This window comes from Flavobacterium sp., assembly GCF_017985075.1.
Classification (GTDB): Bacteria; Bacteroidota; Bacteroidia; order Flavobacteriales; family Flavobacteriaceae; genus Flavobacterium.
In genome coordinates, this window is sequence record NZ_JAGNYF010000002.1 from 80,961 (window position 1) to 95,872 (window position 14,912).

Genomic DNA, 14,912 nt, shown 5'->3' on the forward strand with positions numbered 1-14,912 from the left:
TGCACCACTTATATAAAGACTACATTTTATGTTACAAAAATTACTTTCCGCACTATATTCTACACGCCTAATGGCACTTTTGTTTATTGGTTTTGCAGCAGCAATGGCAGCAGGAACATTTATTGAAGACGCCTATAACACAGAAACTGCCAGAATTTGGATTTATAACGCTTGGTGGTTTGAGGCCATTATGGTGTTTTTTGTAATCAATTTTTTCGGAAATATTAAACGCTACCAATTGTATAAAAAAGAAAAATGGGCTACCTTATTGTTACATTTGTCTTGGATTTTTATAATTGTGGGTGCTTTTGTAACCCGATATATCAGTTATGAAGGCTTAATGCCTATTCGCGAAGGTGCGATTTCAAATACGGTTTATTCTGATATGCCACATCTTACTGCTTTTGTAGATGGAGAATATCAAGGTGAAATGAAACGTAAAACAATTGAAAAGCAGTTATTATTATCTCAAGCTACCACAAATTCTTTTTCATATTCAGATCAATTTTCAGATATTCCATATAAAATTGAATTGCAAGAATTTATCATGAACGCTGTTCAAACATTTAAACCCGATGCCAAAGAAAAATTATATATAAAATTAGTAGAAGCCAGTGGCGGAAGTAGAAAAGAACATTTTTTATGTGAAGGTGAAGTGAAAAATATCAGTAACGTGCTTTTTGCTTTCAATAAATTTACGCAAGGTGCCATTAATATTACAAAAGCTGCAGAAGATTATACCATTCAAACGCCATTTGATGGTAATTTTATGCGAATGGCAGATAAAATGCAAGGCACAATTTCGAAAGATAAATCAAGTTCTTTGATGTTTCGCTCTTTGTATAACGCTGGAGGAAGTCAGTTTGTGTTTCCAGAATTACCTCAAAACGGGCAAGTTGTTTTAGCGTCTAATAACGATTATACAGACAAGAAAACAGACGACGCCATTATTGTTAAAGTTACTTCTCAAAACAAAGAAGAAGTTGTTACACTAATGGGTTCAAAAGGAAAACAAGGCGAACCAAAAAGTTTTAAAATTGGAAAATTAGATTTTACATTAATGTATGGAAGTAAAGTGCATACCTTACCTTTTTCAATTAAATTGAATGATTTCGTAGCCGAAAAATATCCTGGAACCGAAAAAAGTTATTCGGCTTTTAAAAGTAAAATTGAAATTCAAGATAAAGAAAAATCGAAAACATTTACCGATAGCGTTTTTATGAATCATATTTTAGATTACAGAGAATTTCGTTTCTTTCAAGCCAGCTTTGATGAGGATGAAAAAGGAACCGTTCTTTCTGTAAATCACGATTTCTGGGGAACTTGGATTACTTACATCGGATATTTTTTATTGTACTTTGCTATGATGGTTATTTTATTTGATAAAAACACCCGATTTAATGATTTGAAACTGAAGTTGGATAAAATTCGAGCTAAAAAAGCCACATTAGTAGCTATTTTATTCTTTTTTGGATTGTTTGGTTTTGCTCAAGATAATCATAACAATCACGAAGGACACAATCACGGAACCGACCCACATCAAAATGAAACTTCAGCACAAAAACCAAAAATGCCAACGGCTGCAGAATCTTTAAAAGAGATTAAAAAATATATGGTTTCTGCCGAACACGCAGAAAAATTTGGGCGACTTGTGGTTCAAGATGTGAGTGGAAGAATGAAACCTGTAAACACATTTTCGTCTGAATTATTAAGAAAAGTTTCTAAAAACGACACCTTTGAAGGATTTACTTCAGATCAGGTTTTGATTTCAATGAATCAGTTTCCTGAGTTCTGGTACCAAATTCCGATTGTGCATTTAACAAGAGGAAACGATAGTATTCGTAAAATTATTGGTGTAGATGAGAAAGCAAAATACGCACCATTAATTAGCTTTTTCGATGATTTCGGAAATTATAAATTGCAAAAACAAACTGATGAAGCGTATAAAGAAGCGGTTCCAAACCAATTTCAAAAAGATTTCTTAGATGCTGATAAAAAAGTAAATTTATTGTATTCGGCAATTAGTGGACAAATTTTACGATTTTTTCCACTTCCAAATGACGCCAACAATAAATGGGCTTCGTATTTAGAATTGCAACATCCAACGAAAACCAATTTAGATGTCGTAAAAAATATTATTCCTTTTTATTTTAGCGAAGCGGCAAAAGCATCACAGTCTAAAGACTATAAAAATGCTGAAAGTTTATTAAAAGGCTTATCCGATTATCAAAAGAAATTTGGCGGAAAAGTAATGCTTTCGGAGGATAAATTAGAAGCGGAAATTCAGTATAACAAATATGATATTTTTAAGAAATTATATACCTATTACGCTTTAGTAGGAATATTAATGTTCATTTTTGTAATTGTTCAAATTTTCAACAAAAAGAAATGGATAAATTATGTAGTGAAATTTTTCCACGGAAGTATTATTTTGCTGTTTCTCATCCATCTTGGAGGATTAATTTTACGTTGGTATATTTCAGGACACGCACCTTGGTCTGATGCCTATGAAAGTATGATTTATGTTGGGTGGGCTACTATGTTTTTTGGTGTAGCATTCGGTAGAAAATCGGAGTTAACTCTTGCGGCTACAACATTTGTTGCTGCAATTATCTTATGGGTGGCGCATTTAAATTATATGGATCCTGCAATTGCAAATTTACAACCAGTTTTAAACTCGTATTGGTTAATGATTCACGTTGCGGTTATTGTGGCGAGTTACGGACCCTTTACATTGGGTATGATTTTGGGATTGGTAGCCTTGTTTTTAATGATCTTTACCAACAAAAACAACAAAGCCAAAATGGAACTTAGCATAAAAGAAATCACCTACATTAATGAATTGGCTTTAACGGTTGGTTTAGTGATGCTAACTATTGGTAATTTCCTTGGTGGACAATGGGCGAACGAGAGTTGGGGACGCTATTGGGGTTGGGATCCAAAAGAAACTTGGGCTTTAATTAGTATTATGGTGTATGCATTTGTAATTCACGCTCGTTTTGTTCCTGCTTTACGAGGTTTGTTTGCCTATAACTTTATGTCAGTTTTAGCTTTTGCAAGTATTTTAATGACGTATTTTGGAGTTAATTTTCACTTAAGTGGCAAGCATTCGTATGCATCTGGAGAATCTCAAAGTGTAGTGTATTATTTATATGCTTTAGCTATTGTTTTGGTAATTTCTACAATTGCATATATTCAGTATAAGAAATTGTATAAGAAAAAATAAAATATAGATTTCACATATTTTACAAGACCTAACAGCTTTTTATATCTGTTAGGTTTTTTTATTTAACCCAACATTAACTTTTGTTTTCTGTAACATTTCATATATTTGATTTTAAATAAATTGATTATGAAACTATTTCACACGTTTACTGGCGCAGTATTAATATTATTGGCTTGTAATACAAAATCGGAAGAAAAAAAATCAGAAAACTGGGAACATTTCGTTGAAAACACAAACGAAAATGTTTCAGTAGAAACTCCAAAAACAAGCACAATGGAACAAGGTTCAATTTATACTTTTAAAGTAAAAGATTTATCAGGAAACGAATTTGATTTTGCCACTCTTAAAGGGAAAAAAATCTTAATTGTAAATACGGCTTCTGAATGTGGATTAACACCTCAATATGAGCAATTACAAGCAGTTTATGAAAATTATAAAGACAGTAATTTTGTAATTGTAGGTTTTCCTGCAAACAATTTTGGGGCACAAGAACCAGGTACAAATGCAGAAATTGGTGCCTTTTGTAAAAAGAATTATGGCGTAACTTTTCCAATGATGGAAAAAATATCTGTAAAAGGTAGCGATATGCACGTTTTGTATCAGTTTTTAACTCAAAAAAGTAAAAACGGGTTAAAAGACAGCGAAGTAGAATGGAATTTTCAAAAATATTTAATTGATGAAAAAGGACATTTAGCAGCGGTTATGTCGCCAAGAGTTTTGCCAAATGACACTTCGATTACCAATTGGATTGAAGGAAAATAAATTTAGTATTCAGTGTTCAGTTTTTAGTTGGCAGTAACTGAACACTTTTATTCTAAAGCATTTTCTGCATAAAAACCGAATGCAACCAGCGGTCAAATTTAAAACCAGATTCTTTAATGAAACCTGCTTTTTCAAAGCCAAATTTTTCGTGAAAAGCAATACTACTTTCATTTTCCGAATCAATAACGCCAATCATTGTATGTAGATTTTGTTTTTTTGCCAATTCGATTAATTCAGAAAGTAATAATTTTCCTATACCTTTTCCAATAAAACTTTTTTTGGCATACACCGAATGTTCCACTGTAAATTTATAAGCTTCTCTAAATCGAAATTCACTGTAATAGCCAAATCCAACAATTTCATCGGCAACTTTTGCAACAATAATTGGGAACCCTTTTTGTAATTTATCGTCAAAAATAGCCAATTGTTGCGCTAAAGTTCGAGGTTGATAATCGTATAAAGCGGTACCAGTTAAAATTTGATCGTTAATAATTTCAAGTATAGCTGGACAATCTTCCGATTGATACGTTTGAATTGATGGGTTCATTTTAGTATTTATTTATGATATAAAAATATAAAAAAATGTGTATTTATTAGTAAATTTGTCACTAAGAATATTTTAAAAACATATAGGCACATAGTTTTATTTATATTGCCACGAATTTACGAATTTAAAAAATAGTTGACATAGTTTGTATTATTCGTCTTTGACGAAAAATTCGAATTAAATCTAATCCCTTTTACATTAGTGAATTCGTGGCAAAATAATGATAAATTTGATTTGAAGCATTCTTTTTGCGTATTTTTAAGCGAAGCGACTTTTTCATCATAAAAACTTATGTTTCTATGTGTTTATTAATTTTTTAACTAGTAAAATTGAAAGCCAACCTATATCCAAAAATACCATTAGCGCAAGCAGTTATTGAAATTTTTCGTCAAAAAGAAATTCAGCATATTGTAATTTCTCCGGGATCGAGAAATGCCCCTTTGACTATGGGATTTACCAATCAGGAAGGATTTACGTGTTATAGCATTGCTGATGAACGTTGCGCTGCTTTTTTTGCTTTAGGTTTGGCACAACAATTACAAAAACCTGTTGCGGTCGTTTGTACTTCAGGTTCGGCAGTTTTAAATTATTATCCTGCAGTTGCGGAAGCATTTTATAGTCAAATTCCTTTGCTTATCGTTTCGGCTGACAGGCCAAAAAATAAAATTGATATTGGTGACGGTCAAACCATTCGTCAAGAAAATGTTTTTGCTAATCATATTGTTTTTTCTGCCAATTTATCAGAAAATGCTTCTGTGGAAAACGATAATCTTATTGTTTCTGCTATTGAAACCGCTATTTCTCAAAAAGGTCCAGCTCACATAAATGTTCCGTTTGAGGAACCTTTATATGAAACACTTTTAGCACCAACTTATGTTCCAAAAGTCACTACTTCTGCTATTGAAGATGCGGAGTTTACTTTAGATGCGAAATTCATTTCAGAATGGCAGTCGGCTAAAAAGAAATTAATTTTAGTAGGCGAGTTGTTACCAAATGCTATCGAACAAAAATATATTGAATCCTTAGCTAATGACGAAAGTGTATTGGTGCTTTTAGAGAAAACATCAAATTTACATCATCCTTCATTTATAAACAGAATTGATACCTTGGTTTCAACGTTTTCTGAAGAAGAAAAGCTTAATTTTCAACCCGATATTTTACTAACTTTTGGTGGTATGGTAGTTTCTAAACGAATAAAATCGTTGTTGCGAAATTATCAGCCAAATCAACATTGGCATATTGATGAAATTAGGGCTTATGATACATTTGGTTGTTTATCGAACCATTTCAAGACGTCTATTTCGGATTTTTTTAAACAGTTATTAAATGATGAGTTAAAAACGTCATCAAGTTATCAGTCTTATTTTCTGAATATTTGGAAAGACAGATTAGTAAAACACGAAAAGTATATGTCTGAAATTTCCTTTTCAGATTTTAAAGTTTTCGATTTTTTAAGTCGTCATTTACCTGAGAATATTCAGTTACAAGTGAGTAATAGTTCGCCAATTCGATATCTGCAATTGGTAAATTGCAATAAAACAATTGAGGTGTTTTGTAATCGTGGTACAAGTGGAATTGATGGCAGTACTTCAACGGCAATTGGAGCTTCTGTTGCAAATAAAAAACCTACAATCTTAATTACGGGCGATATAAGTTTTCTGTACGACAGCAATGCATTATGGAACAATTATATTCCGAAAAATTTCAAAATTATTTTAATTAATAATAGTGGAGGAGGAATATTTAGAATTTTACCAGGGCATCAAGAAACGGAAACGTTCAATACTTTTTTCGAAACGTCTCATCAATTAACAGCAGAACATTTAGCAAAAATGTTTTCATTTGAATATACTTCAGTTCAAAACGAAACTGAATTGCATTCTGTTTGGAATTCTTTTATTTCGAACGATAATAAACCATCAATTTTAGAGATTTTTACCCCAGAAAAAATAAATGATATTGTTTTATTAGATTATTTTAAGAAGTTGTAATAACAGAGTTTATTTATTTAATTCAGTTTCCATTAACTTTAGATATTTGGTAATCTGATTTTCAGTTTTCGACCATTTTTCAGCTTCAATTTTCCATTTCTTAAAATTAATTTTATCTTTTGCTTCATAATATTTTGCGGCAAGGTTAAATGCAGTTTCTTGGATGTAATTCTCTTCTTTACACGTTTTTACCATAGTAAAATATGTTTTTATAACGTCATCAGTTTTACCTTGACTATTGTATGAATACGCTAATTCTTTATAAGTATAGCAATCATTTGGATTGATTTTAATAGCTTTTAATAAACAGATTTCAGCTTTTTCATATTTTTTTAAAGCATTATAAGAAAACGCTAATTCTGTTTGTAGTCCATTATAGTTCTGATCTATTTTGTCTGCTTTTTCCAAATAAGTTAATGCTTTTTCACATTCATTCCACCCATTATACATAAATCCCCATTTATAAAGTCTACTTATTGAGTTTTCATCCGATTTGTAAATCGCTAACCATTTTGGAGTTTTCTCAATTTTTAATTCTGTAAATTTAGATTCGGGTATTTCTGCTATAGCAACTCTACTTGGTTGTAATCTGGATTTTATATTTGTAGTGTTTTCAATTTTATCTATTCTAATGAATTTTCCATTATTATTTATTTTGATTCTACCTTCATAATTGAAAGTTAAGCCAGCCTGAGCATCTATATAAATAAACCCAAAAATGTATGTGCTATCTTTATCCATTTGATAAGCTATCCACTTATCTTCACATTGAACATTTGTTTTATCAAATTTTAATACGTTTTGAGCCTGAAGCGAACTAACTAAAGCAAAGAATAATAAACTAAATAGATGTTTCATTTGGGGAAAATATTAATGTTGAAATCAAATATAAAAAAAATCCTCAATACTATTGAGGATTTGCTTTTATTTTTTTCCGTCTTTAAATTTAAATTTTTCAACCGGATTTTGTTTGACTGGTTTTTTGTCGTTGCCAAATTTATTTTTCCCGAATGCAGGCTTTTTATCTGAACTTTCACCTGTTTTTGGTTTAAACTCTTTTTTGTCGCCAGTTCTTGGTTTAAACTGTGTCTTACTATCCGTTTTATTATAAGGTTTTTTCGGTTCGTAAATGGTTTTATCTGTTCGTTCTGTTTGTGTTTCGTAATCTTTGTGCGATTTAATTACATCACGTGGGTTTTTCGGATTTTCCTTCGTACCACGTAAATGAATAATTAATCCGTTTAAGAAATTTCGTAGAACTTGATCGCCACACTCCATAAAATTAGCGTGGTCTTCCGCACGGAAAATATCACCTAATTCGCCTTTCGACATTTTAAAATCGACTAAATTTAAGATTTCAACTATTTGGTCGTCACGTAATTGTAAAGCCACACGTAGTTTTTTGAAGATATCGTTGTTATTCATTGTATTGTTTGTTGTTTGTTATTCGTAATTCGTAATTCGTAATTCGTAATTCGTAAATTAATTTTATCAGAAAAGCCAAAGATACGCTTTTGCAAACGCATTTCGCCATAATTTTTCGTTATGTTCACCCTCTTTAACAATTACTGATTTATTTAGCTTTTTGCATTCACAGCGTTTTGAATTGATTAATGTTTCCATTTCTTTCATATCAGAAACCATTGCACCGCTATCTTCTTTATCGCCACAAAGCAAATAAATTTTGGTAGTAAATTTTGGTGTGTCCTCCATTTTCTGAAAAATTTCTTTTTTGTTAATCCAAAAAGCAGGTGAGAAGCAACCTACTTTTCCAAAAACCTCTGGATATTGCAAAGCCGCGTAAAAAGAAACCAATCCACCAAGGGAACTGCCCCAAATACCCGTGTTTTTTGCGTTTGTTTTGGTTCTGTAGGTTGAATCAATATGAGGCTTTACTGTTTTTACAATAAATTCTAAGTAGGCATTGGCATTTCCTCCACCACGTTTTTCGTTTTTATACGGAGTAAGTTCGTCTATACGTTTTTCATTTCCGTGCTCTATACCAATCACAATGACTTTGGCTTTTAAGCTATCTAAAGTTTCGTCAATGTTCCATTCTCCAGCATATGAAGCCTTTGCATCAAATAAATTTTGGGCATCGTGCATATAAATTACGGGATATTTTTTATTGGATTTTTCGTAATTTAGAGGTAAATACACCCAAATTTTCTTTTTGGTTTGAAGTTGTGGCGCCTCTATTTCAAAGGTTGAAAATCGCTTTTGTGCTTCTGTTTTCGTAATAGAAATCAAAAAAAAGAATAGAAATAGTCTTAAAAATTGTTGCATTTTTTTATATTTGAAGAATAGTATAAAAGTAATAATTTTGATGGAAACTACTCAAGAAAAAATTAGTTTGTTGCAAGAAATGATTTCGTTTGCATTAATTGACGGCGAATTACACGATAAAGAATATGATTTTATTGAAATTGTAGCCTATGAATTGCAAATTGATAAAGCTACTTTATTGAAATTATACGAAAATAAAGGTGAAGTTAAAGTAATAAAAGACGAAATGAACCGAATTTGTCAGTTTTATCGTTTGGCTTTACTAATGCGTTGTGATAATGTTTTACACGAAAGAGAAATTATAAAAATTAATGAAATTGGCATTCATATGGGACTAAATCCCTATGCTATGAAACGCGTTTTAAAACTAATTGAAGAATCACCAAATCATATCGTTGACGCACATACATTAATTGCTATTTTCAGCGAACAATTGAATTAGGTTTTCTTTAAGGTAAAAGGCAAAAGGTATAAGTAAAAAGGTTTAGAGTTTACTTTTATACAGGTTCTGCATACAAATCAAATTCTGTAGCATCAATTAATACTTATTATCATTAATTTAATTTTTGTTGTTTTGACCATTCAATAATTTGAGGATATAATTCTGTAATTGTTTTTGTTGAATTTTCTTTTTTTAGTTTCATCATTTCATCATTAAATTCTTTGAATTTTATGAATCCTCTCCTTTCCGAATTCATTTTTATCCTTTCGCTAATTACATAATCTGAAGTTTCTTTATCATAATTTTCTAAAATCCAAATGCAGAATACAGAATGTGTCATATATTCATTAAAAACGGATTGCGGATTTTTGTACCAACCATTTTTTTCATCAGACCAAATTTTTGAGTTAAAAATTTCGGAAATTTCTTTTTTGTATTTATTACTAATTGGATTTACATAATTATGGTCAATTTCTGTAAAAACAATACCCGACATTAACCCTTCTTTTTGTTTTGATGTTAATTCTTTTTTGGAATCAATTCGGTTTGCGTCGCAAATAAACATTATACTTTCGCTGAAATAGGTATCATTTTTAATGTCTTTACCATAATATTTTTGAGTACTGTGAGAACCTCCAATTAAAGGTGAAAAGATGATTTTATATGCGTTTTGTTTAATTGGAAATTCTTTTTCTAACCAATTCCACATATTTTTAATTGGTAACAATTCTGTTACTCTATTTATATCATTTTGATAATGATTTTTATGTTTTCTATAAAACTTTCTAAAATCAGATTCATCAGAAAAATTTTGTATTAAAGGTAGTAATTCGGTAAATAGATTTGAAAATGCTTCCCAGTCATCTCCAAAAACATAATTATAATTAGCTCCTTTTACGATTTGATTTTTATTAAATTCATACATAAAACTATTCTCCCTAAATTCAAAATACTTTTGAGTATAATCTTTGTTTTCGAATATTAATTTTTGAAAAATAGGGTGATTTAGGTAAGGTTTAAAATGCTTTTCAACTTCTTTAAAGTATTCTGTGTCTTTCTGCAAATTTGTTGCATCTTTCCCACTTGGTGATAATGCCCAAATGATATTGGCAAGTTCATAAACTTCAGGTATATCAAATGAAATTTTCCCTTGATTTTCATTTATATATTCTTGGGAAAAATTAGCAGCTGAAGCATTAAAACGAAAAGCAACTACGGTTGTTTTCTTCGGTGTCTGAATAGTTACATAACTCTTTCTTGCAAATGGATAATTATCTCCATTTATTGTTAGTGTATCTTTTCCAATAAATGCTTTAAGTATAATTCCTTTAGCGATATTAGTTCCCGGACTTAGTGTGTCTTTTTTACTTATATCTAAAGAGAATGTATCAGCGTAATTAGAATATTTAAACTTTATTGTATCTGTTTCAGAATAATACGTTTTAGCTATTTTTTCTTCTATATATTGTCCTGAAACAAAGTTTATCGAAAATAAAAACAATAATAATTTTATTTTTTTCATTTGAATTATTTAGTAGTAATTCTAATAATAACTCAATATTTTAAAAATTATTGTACTGGCTCCGCATACAAATCAAATTCTGTAGCGTCAATGATTTTTAAATTTACGAAATCACCTGTTTTTAAATAGAATTTTGAAGCGTCAATTAATACTTCATTATCTACATCAGGACTGTCAAATTCAGTTCTTCCAACAAAATGTTCACCTTCTTTTCTGTCGATGACACATTTAAATGTTTGTCCAATTTTTTCTTGATTTAATTCCCAAGAAATTTGCGCTTGGATATCCATAATTTGTGCTGCTCGGTCTTGTTTTACTTCTTCAGGTACATCGTCTTCTAATAAATACGCGTGCGTGTTTTCTTCGTGAGAATAGGTAAAGCAACCCAAACGTTCGAAACGCATTTCCTCAACCCAATTTTTAAGAATGTTGAAATCTTCTTCAGTTTCGCCAGGATAACCCACAATTAAAGTCGTTCTAATGGTCATTTCTGGAACTAACGCTCTAAATTCTTGAATTAAATTCGTTGTTTTTTCTTGAGTCGTTCCGCGTCGCATCGATTTTAAAATGCTATCTGAAATGTGTTGTAGCGGAATATCTAGATAATTACAAATTTTTGGTTCGCGTTTCATTAATTCTAAAACGTCCATTGGAAAACCAGTAGGGAAGGCGTAATGTAATCGAATCCATTCAATTCCTTCCACTTTAACTAAGGCTTCTAAAAGTTCAGCTAAATTTCTTTTTTTGTATAAATCTAAACCGTAATAGGTTAAATCTTGTGCAATTAAAATTAATTCTTTAACCCCATTTTTTGCTAATTTCTCCGCTTCAATCACCAAATGTTCAATAGGAGTAGACTTGTGTTTTCCTCTCATTAAAGGAATCGCACAAAAACTACAAGGTCTATCGCAACCTTCAGCAATTTTTAAATAGGCGTAATTTTTAGGCGTTGTGGTTAAACGTTCTCCAATTAATTCATGTTTATAATCAGCACCTAATGCTTTTAATAATAAAGGTAATTCAGTAGTTCCAAAAAACTGGTCTATGTTTGGGATTTCTTTTTCTAAATCGGGTCTGTAACGTTCAGATAAACAGCCTGTAACAAAAACTTTGTCTACTAAACCTTGTTCTTTCTTTTCGGCATATTCTAAAATCGTATTTACCGATTCTTCTTTCGCATTATCAATAAAACCACACGTATTAATTACTATAATATTCCCTTCGTCTTTTGTGGCTTCGTGTGTTACTTCTTTTCCGTTGGCACGAAGTTGTCCCATTAAAACTTCACTATCATATACGTTTTTAGAACAACCTAAGGTAATGACGTTGATTTTATTTTTCTTTAAAGACTTGGTTCTCATAGTATTTGTTTTGTTTCAGGGTGCAAAATTAATAAAAAAATGTCGCTAAACTTGAAGTAAAGCGACATTTATGAAATATTTGTGTGTGATTTAAAAATTTACCACATACGTTAAAGTGACATTATTGTTTTTATTTTTAATTCTTGCCGTATCATTCAAGCCAGAAGTTAATAAAGCTTCTGTTCTTTCACGATTTTCGTTAGTATACGAAATATCTAATTTAGAATTTCCGAAATTATATCCTAAACCACTAGAATAACTTGTTACATCACCAAAAGCGGTTTTTACTTTGTAAGGACTTTGTTCAAATCGATACCCACCTCTAACGCTCCATTGTTTTATTTTGTATTCACCACCAATTCGTAGTTCGTAATTGTCTTGTAATTCGTTTTTAATTTGCGTGTTTAAAGTACTATAAATAATTTCTTTAGTAGGTTTAAATTGAGTATTAGCATAGTTTTTACTGATGTAATCCACACTTAATAACCCTTTTTTACCAAATAAAACAGTTGCACTACTAGTTAATTTGCTAGGCGTTTGAATTTTATAAGTTGGATACACGTTTACTGCATTTGGATTTGCAAATGCTTGATCCATCGTTGAAACAAGTGTAGTAGGATTAGTGTAGTTGTAATATGATGATACAGTTTGGGTTAATTCATCATTTAAGCGATACCAAGTTGGTGTTTCGTAAGCCAATCCTATACGAATATTTTGATTTGCTTTATAAATTGCTCCAAAATTCATAGAGAAACCAGAACCATACGTATATAATTCGTTGTTAAAACGTGCCGTATCAATGCTATAATATTCATCATAAAAAGCATTCAAATTACTTTCATACAATGAAGAAGTTCTTAAATAATCTGTAAAATGAAAATTCATATTCATACCTACATATAATCTATCTTCATAGGCGCCGGAAAAGTTCATGGTGAATTTTCCATTATATCCTTTGGCTTGAATGGTATTTTTATGAAAATAATTTCCTCCTGTTGGTACATTGGTGTAGTAATTATCACCAGCCGAATCATAATCTAACATGTAAGAATTATATCCTAACCAAGCTTGTTGTTCAATAAAATTTAATTCATCATAATATGTACCACCTAAATTTCCAACACCATTATTACCATTCGCAAAACGCAAGAAATAACTGTCCATCGAATTGTACAGATTTGTCCCTTCACTCACAATAAAATCATCAAAATTATTGGCATTTTCATAATTTAAACCTAAAGCGAATTTTTTCCAACCACTTTTTGATTGACTGTCATTAAAAACAAATACTGCACCCAATTGATTGATGTCTAAAGAATTTTCATTTGTTTTACTATTTGTCCCAAAATAGCTAGCTGTATTACTTTTGTTAAAGCTAGACAATGATATGGTAGCTTGATTGTAATTGAAAATTGAAGATCCAGCCGGATTATTATTTATAGCTGACAAATCACCTCCAATAGCACCAAATGCACCACCCATTGCTCTGTATCTGGCAGTTCCATTTAAATTTTGTATGCCATAACGTAACGCATCCGACATAGTGGTTTCTTGTGCGCTAACTGTAAAAGCACTTCCAATTAATAAAGAAAACAGTATTTTTTTCATAAATGTAAAATTATATTTTTTTAAGAAACCTGCTTGTGTTTTTTTAACAGGTTTCATGTATTTGTTTTTTATCTTCCACCACGACCGCCGCCGCCAGATCTTCCACCTCCAGTAGAGCCACCTCCACCAAATCCACCTGAACTTCTTGGTGTTGATATGGTTCTAGGTGCTTCACTTCTTGGAGTTTCATTTCTTGGTGTGTAAGTTCTTGGTTCTGAGGTTTGTGTTCTCGGAGTTCCAGTATTTGTGTTTCCTCTTGGGTTATATGTTCTTGGATCAGAAATTGGTGCTCTTGGTGTACCAGTGTTTGTGTTTCCTCTTGGGTTAAAAGTTCTTGGCTCTGATACTTGTGTTCTAGGCGTACCTATTGCATTTCCTCTAGGTTGCCCAATTTGAGTTCTTGGACTTCCAATAGTATTTCCTACTCTTCCAGAAGCAATTCTTCCTGAATTACCATTATTATTTACATAGCCACCACGAGGTCCGTTATTGTGCACTACATTTCTGCCGCCACCATACCAACCATTTCCATAATAACTGTTGTACCAGCCATTTCCGTAATAACCTCCGTAGTAGCCACCATAAAATCCGTTACCCCAATAAGGTCCGTAATAGCCACCATACCAGTTGTTGTAACCCCAGCCATTTCCATACCAGCCATTTCCATAAAAATTATTCCAACCCCAGCCGTTTCCATACCACCAGTTATTGCCATACCAATTATTGTATCCCCATCCATTTCCATACCATCTCGAATTTCCATATACGTTTAAAGTGATATTGCTAGTCTGGTTTTCACCCCAACCTCCATAACTAGTCCTATTTTCTTGAACATATACCGTGTCGGGTGCTGATGAATAGTTGTCTACATCTGTTAATACTTCTGTAGGCCCAAACTCTTCTTTCATACTTTTAAATTGTTGGGTATACATATTGTTGTTCGAGCTTGAACTTGTTTCATTTTGTACAACTCGTTTTGCTTTTTCTGAATTATCAGGACCATACACGCCATCATCATCATAATAAGATGAATTTTGGTACGAACCACAACTCACTACTGTAAGTGTACCTACAATTAGACTTAAAAATCTAAGTGTTTTTAGCTGAAAAATGCGATTTGTTTTCATATATATTAATTTTTATTGTTGGTCTTTACAAAATTAAGTA

12 protein-coding genes are annotated in these 14,912 nt (G+C 31.4%); 4 read left to right on the forward strand and 8 right to left on the reverse strand.

Annotated elements, in window-relative coordinates; genetic code table 11:
* Positions 1–28 precede the first annotated feature (28 nt).
* Together ccsA and KA468_RS01085 are read left to right on the forward strand one after the other, a co-directional pair.
* Positions 29–3,226 (forward strand): cytochrome c biogenesis protein CcsA, encoded by a 3,198-nt coding sequence (ccsA, locus tag KA468_RS01080; RefSeq protein ID WP_291241106.1) that lies wholly within the window; start codon positions 29–31, stop codon positions 3,224–3,226.
* 126 nt (positions 3,227–3,352) lie between these two features.
* On the forward strand, positions 3,353–3,988 hold the full coding sequence (locus tag KA468_RS01085; protein ID WP_291241107.1) for a glutathione peroxidase: 636 nt from the start codon (positions 3,353–3,355) through the stop codon (positions 3,986–3,988).
* A 52-nt stretch (positions 3,989–4,040) separates the two neighbouring features.
* Here the strand turns inward: KA468_RS01085 and KA468_RS01090 are convergent, their stop codons facing one another.
* Complete coding sequence (locus tag KA468_RS01090; RefSeq protein ID WP_291241108.1) at positions 4,041–4,535, reverse strand: GNAT family N-acetyltransferase; 495 nt, start codon at positions 4,533–4,535, stop codon at positions 4,041–4,043.
* 329 nt (positions 4,536–4,864) lie between these two features.
* On the opposite strand from KA468_RS01090, the gene menD reads away from it, so the two are divergent.
* On the forward strand, positions 4,865–6,526 hold the full coding sequence (gene menD / locus KA468_RS01095; protein ID WP_291241109.1) for a 2-succinyl-5-enolpyruvyl-6-hydroxy-3-cyclohexene-1-carboxylic-acid synthase: 1,662 nt from the start codon (positions 4,865–4,867) through the stop codon (positions 6,524–6,526).
* 9 nt (positions 6,527–6,535) lie between these two features.
* On the opposite strand, the gene KA468_RS01100 is transcribed toward menD, so the two are convergent.
* The 3 genes from KA468_RS01100 to KA468_RS01110 all read right to left on the reverse strand — a co-directional run bounded on the left by KA468_RS01100 (position 6,536) and on the right by KA468_RS01110 (position 8,812).
* Positions 6,536–7,384 (reverse strand): tetratricopeptide repeat protein, encoded by an 849-nt coding sequence (locus tag KA468_RS01100; protein WP_291241110.1) that lies wholly within the window; start codon positions 7,382–7,384, stop codon positions 6,536–6,538.
* Positions 7,385–7,450: 66 nt separating this feature from the next.
* Complete coding sequence (locus KA468_RS01105) at positions 7,451–7,951, reverse strand: DUF1456 family protein (protein WP_291241111.1); 501 nt, start codon at positions 7,949–7,951, stop codon at positions 7,451–7,453.
* 66 nt (positions 7,952–8,017) lie between these two features.
* Positions 8,018–8,812: an alpha/beta hydrolase-fold protein gene (locus KA468_RS01110; protein WP_291241112.1), complete on the reverse strand. Its 795-nt coding sequence runs from the start codon at positions 8,810–8,812 to the stop codon at positions 8,018–8,020.
* 40 nt (positions 8,813–8,852) lie between these two features.
* On the opposite strand from KA468_RS01110, the gene KA468_RS01115 reads away from it, so the two are divergent.
* Positions 8,853–9,254, forward strand: a complete 402-nt coding sequence (locus KA468_RS01115; protein WP_291241113.1) for an excinuclease ABC subunit B — start codon at positions 8,853–8,855, stop codon at positions 9,252–9,254.
* A 112-nt stretch (positions 9,255–9,366) separates the two neighbouring features.
* Here KA468_RS01115 and KA468_RS01120 read toward each other — a convergent pair whose 3' ends face one another.
* The 4 genes from KA468_RS01120 to KA468_RS01135 all read right to left on the reverse strand — a co-directional run bounded on the left by KA468_RS01120 (position 9,367) and on the right by KA468_RS01135 (position 14,872).
* Positions 9,367–10,776, reverse strand: coding sequence for a DUF4932 domain-containing protein (locus KA468_RS01120; protein ID WP_291241114.1), 1,410 nt, complete (start codon positions 10,774–10,776; stop codon positions 9,367–9,369).
* A gap of 47 nt (positions 10,777–10,823) precedes the next feature.
* The gene (gene rimO, locus KA468_RS01125; RefSeq protein WP_291241115.1) at positions 10,824–12,137 is read right to left on the reverse strand and encodes a 30S ribosomal protein S12 methylthiotransferase RimO; all 1,314 of its coding nucleotides are present in this window, start codon (positions 12,135–12,137) and stop codon (positions 10,824–10,826) included.
* Between the two features lie 90 nt (positions 12,138–12,227).
* On the reverse strand, positions 12,228–13,802 hold the full coding sequence (locus tag KA468_RS01130) for a transporter (RefSeq protein ID WP_291241116.1): 1,575 nt from the start codon (positions 13,800–13,802) through the stop codon (positions 12,228–12,230).
* An 11-nt stretch (positions 13,803–13,813) separates the two neighbouring features.
* The gene (locus KA468_RS01135) at positions 13,814–14,872 is read right to left on the reverse strand and encodes a hypothetical protein (protein WP_291241117.1); all 1,059 of its coding nucleotides are present in this window, start codon (positions 14,870–14,872) and stop codon (positions 13,814–13,816) included.
* Positions 14,873–14,912: the final 40 nt, after the last annotated feature.

What these genes read in the sequence shown, in the direction of transcription:
- KA468_RS01115 (WP_291241113.1), top strand. Translation starts at nt 8,853, where the DNA reads ATGGAAACTACTCAAGAAAAAATTAGTTTGTTGCAAGAAATGATTTCG.
- KA468_RS01105 (WP_291241111.1), bottom strand. Translation starts at nt 7,951, where the DNA reads ATGAATAACAACGATATCTTCAAAAAACTACGTGTGGCTTTACAATTA.
- rimO (WP_291241115.1), bottom strand. Translation starts at nt 12,137, where the DNA reads ATGAGAACCAAGTCTTTAAAGAAAAATAAAATCAACGTCATTACCTTA.
- KA468_RS01090 (WP_291241108.1), bottom strand. Translation starts at nt 4,535, where the DNA reads ATGAACCCATCAATTCAAACGTATCAATCGGAAGATTGTCCAGCTATA.
- KA468_RS01110 (WP_291241112.1), bottom strand. Translation starts at nt 8,812, where the DNA reads ATGCAACAATTTTTAAGACTATTTCTATTCTTTTTTTTGATTTCTATT.
- KA468_RS01130 (WP_291241116.1), bottom strand. Translation starts at nt 13,802, where the DNA reads ATGAAACCTGTTAAAAAAACACAAGCAGGTTTCTTAAAAAAATATAAT.
- ccsA (WP_291241106.1), top strand. Translation starts at nt 29, where the DNA reads ATGTTACAAAAATTACTTTCCGCACTATATTCTACACGCCTAATGGCA.
- KA468_RS01135 (WP_291241117.1), bottom strand. Translation starts at nt 14,872, where the DNA reads ATGAAAACAAATCGCATTTTTCAGCTAAAAACACTTAGATTTTTAAGT.
- KA468_RS01100 (WP_291241110.1), bottom strand. Translation starts at nt 7,384, where the DNA reads ATGAAACATCTATTTAGTTTATTATTCTTTGCTTTAGTTAGTTCGCTT.
- KA468_RS01085 (WP_291241107.1), top strand. Translation starts at nt 3,353, where the DNA reads ATGAAACTATTTCACACGTTTACTGGCGCAGTATTAATATTATTGGCT.
- KA468_RS01120 (WP_291241114.1), bottom strand. Translation starts at nt 10,776, where the DNA reads ATGAAAAAAATAAAATTATTATTGTTTTTATTTTCGATAAACTTTGTT.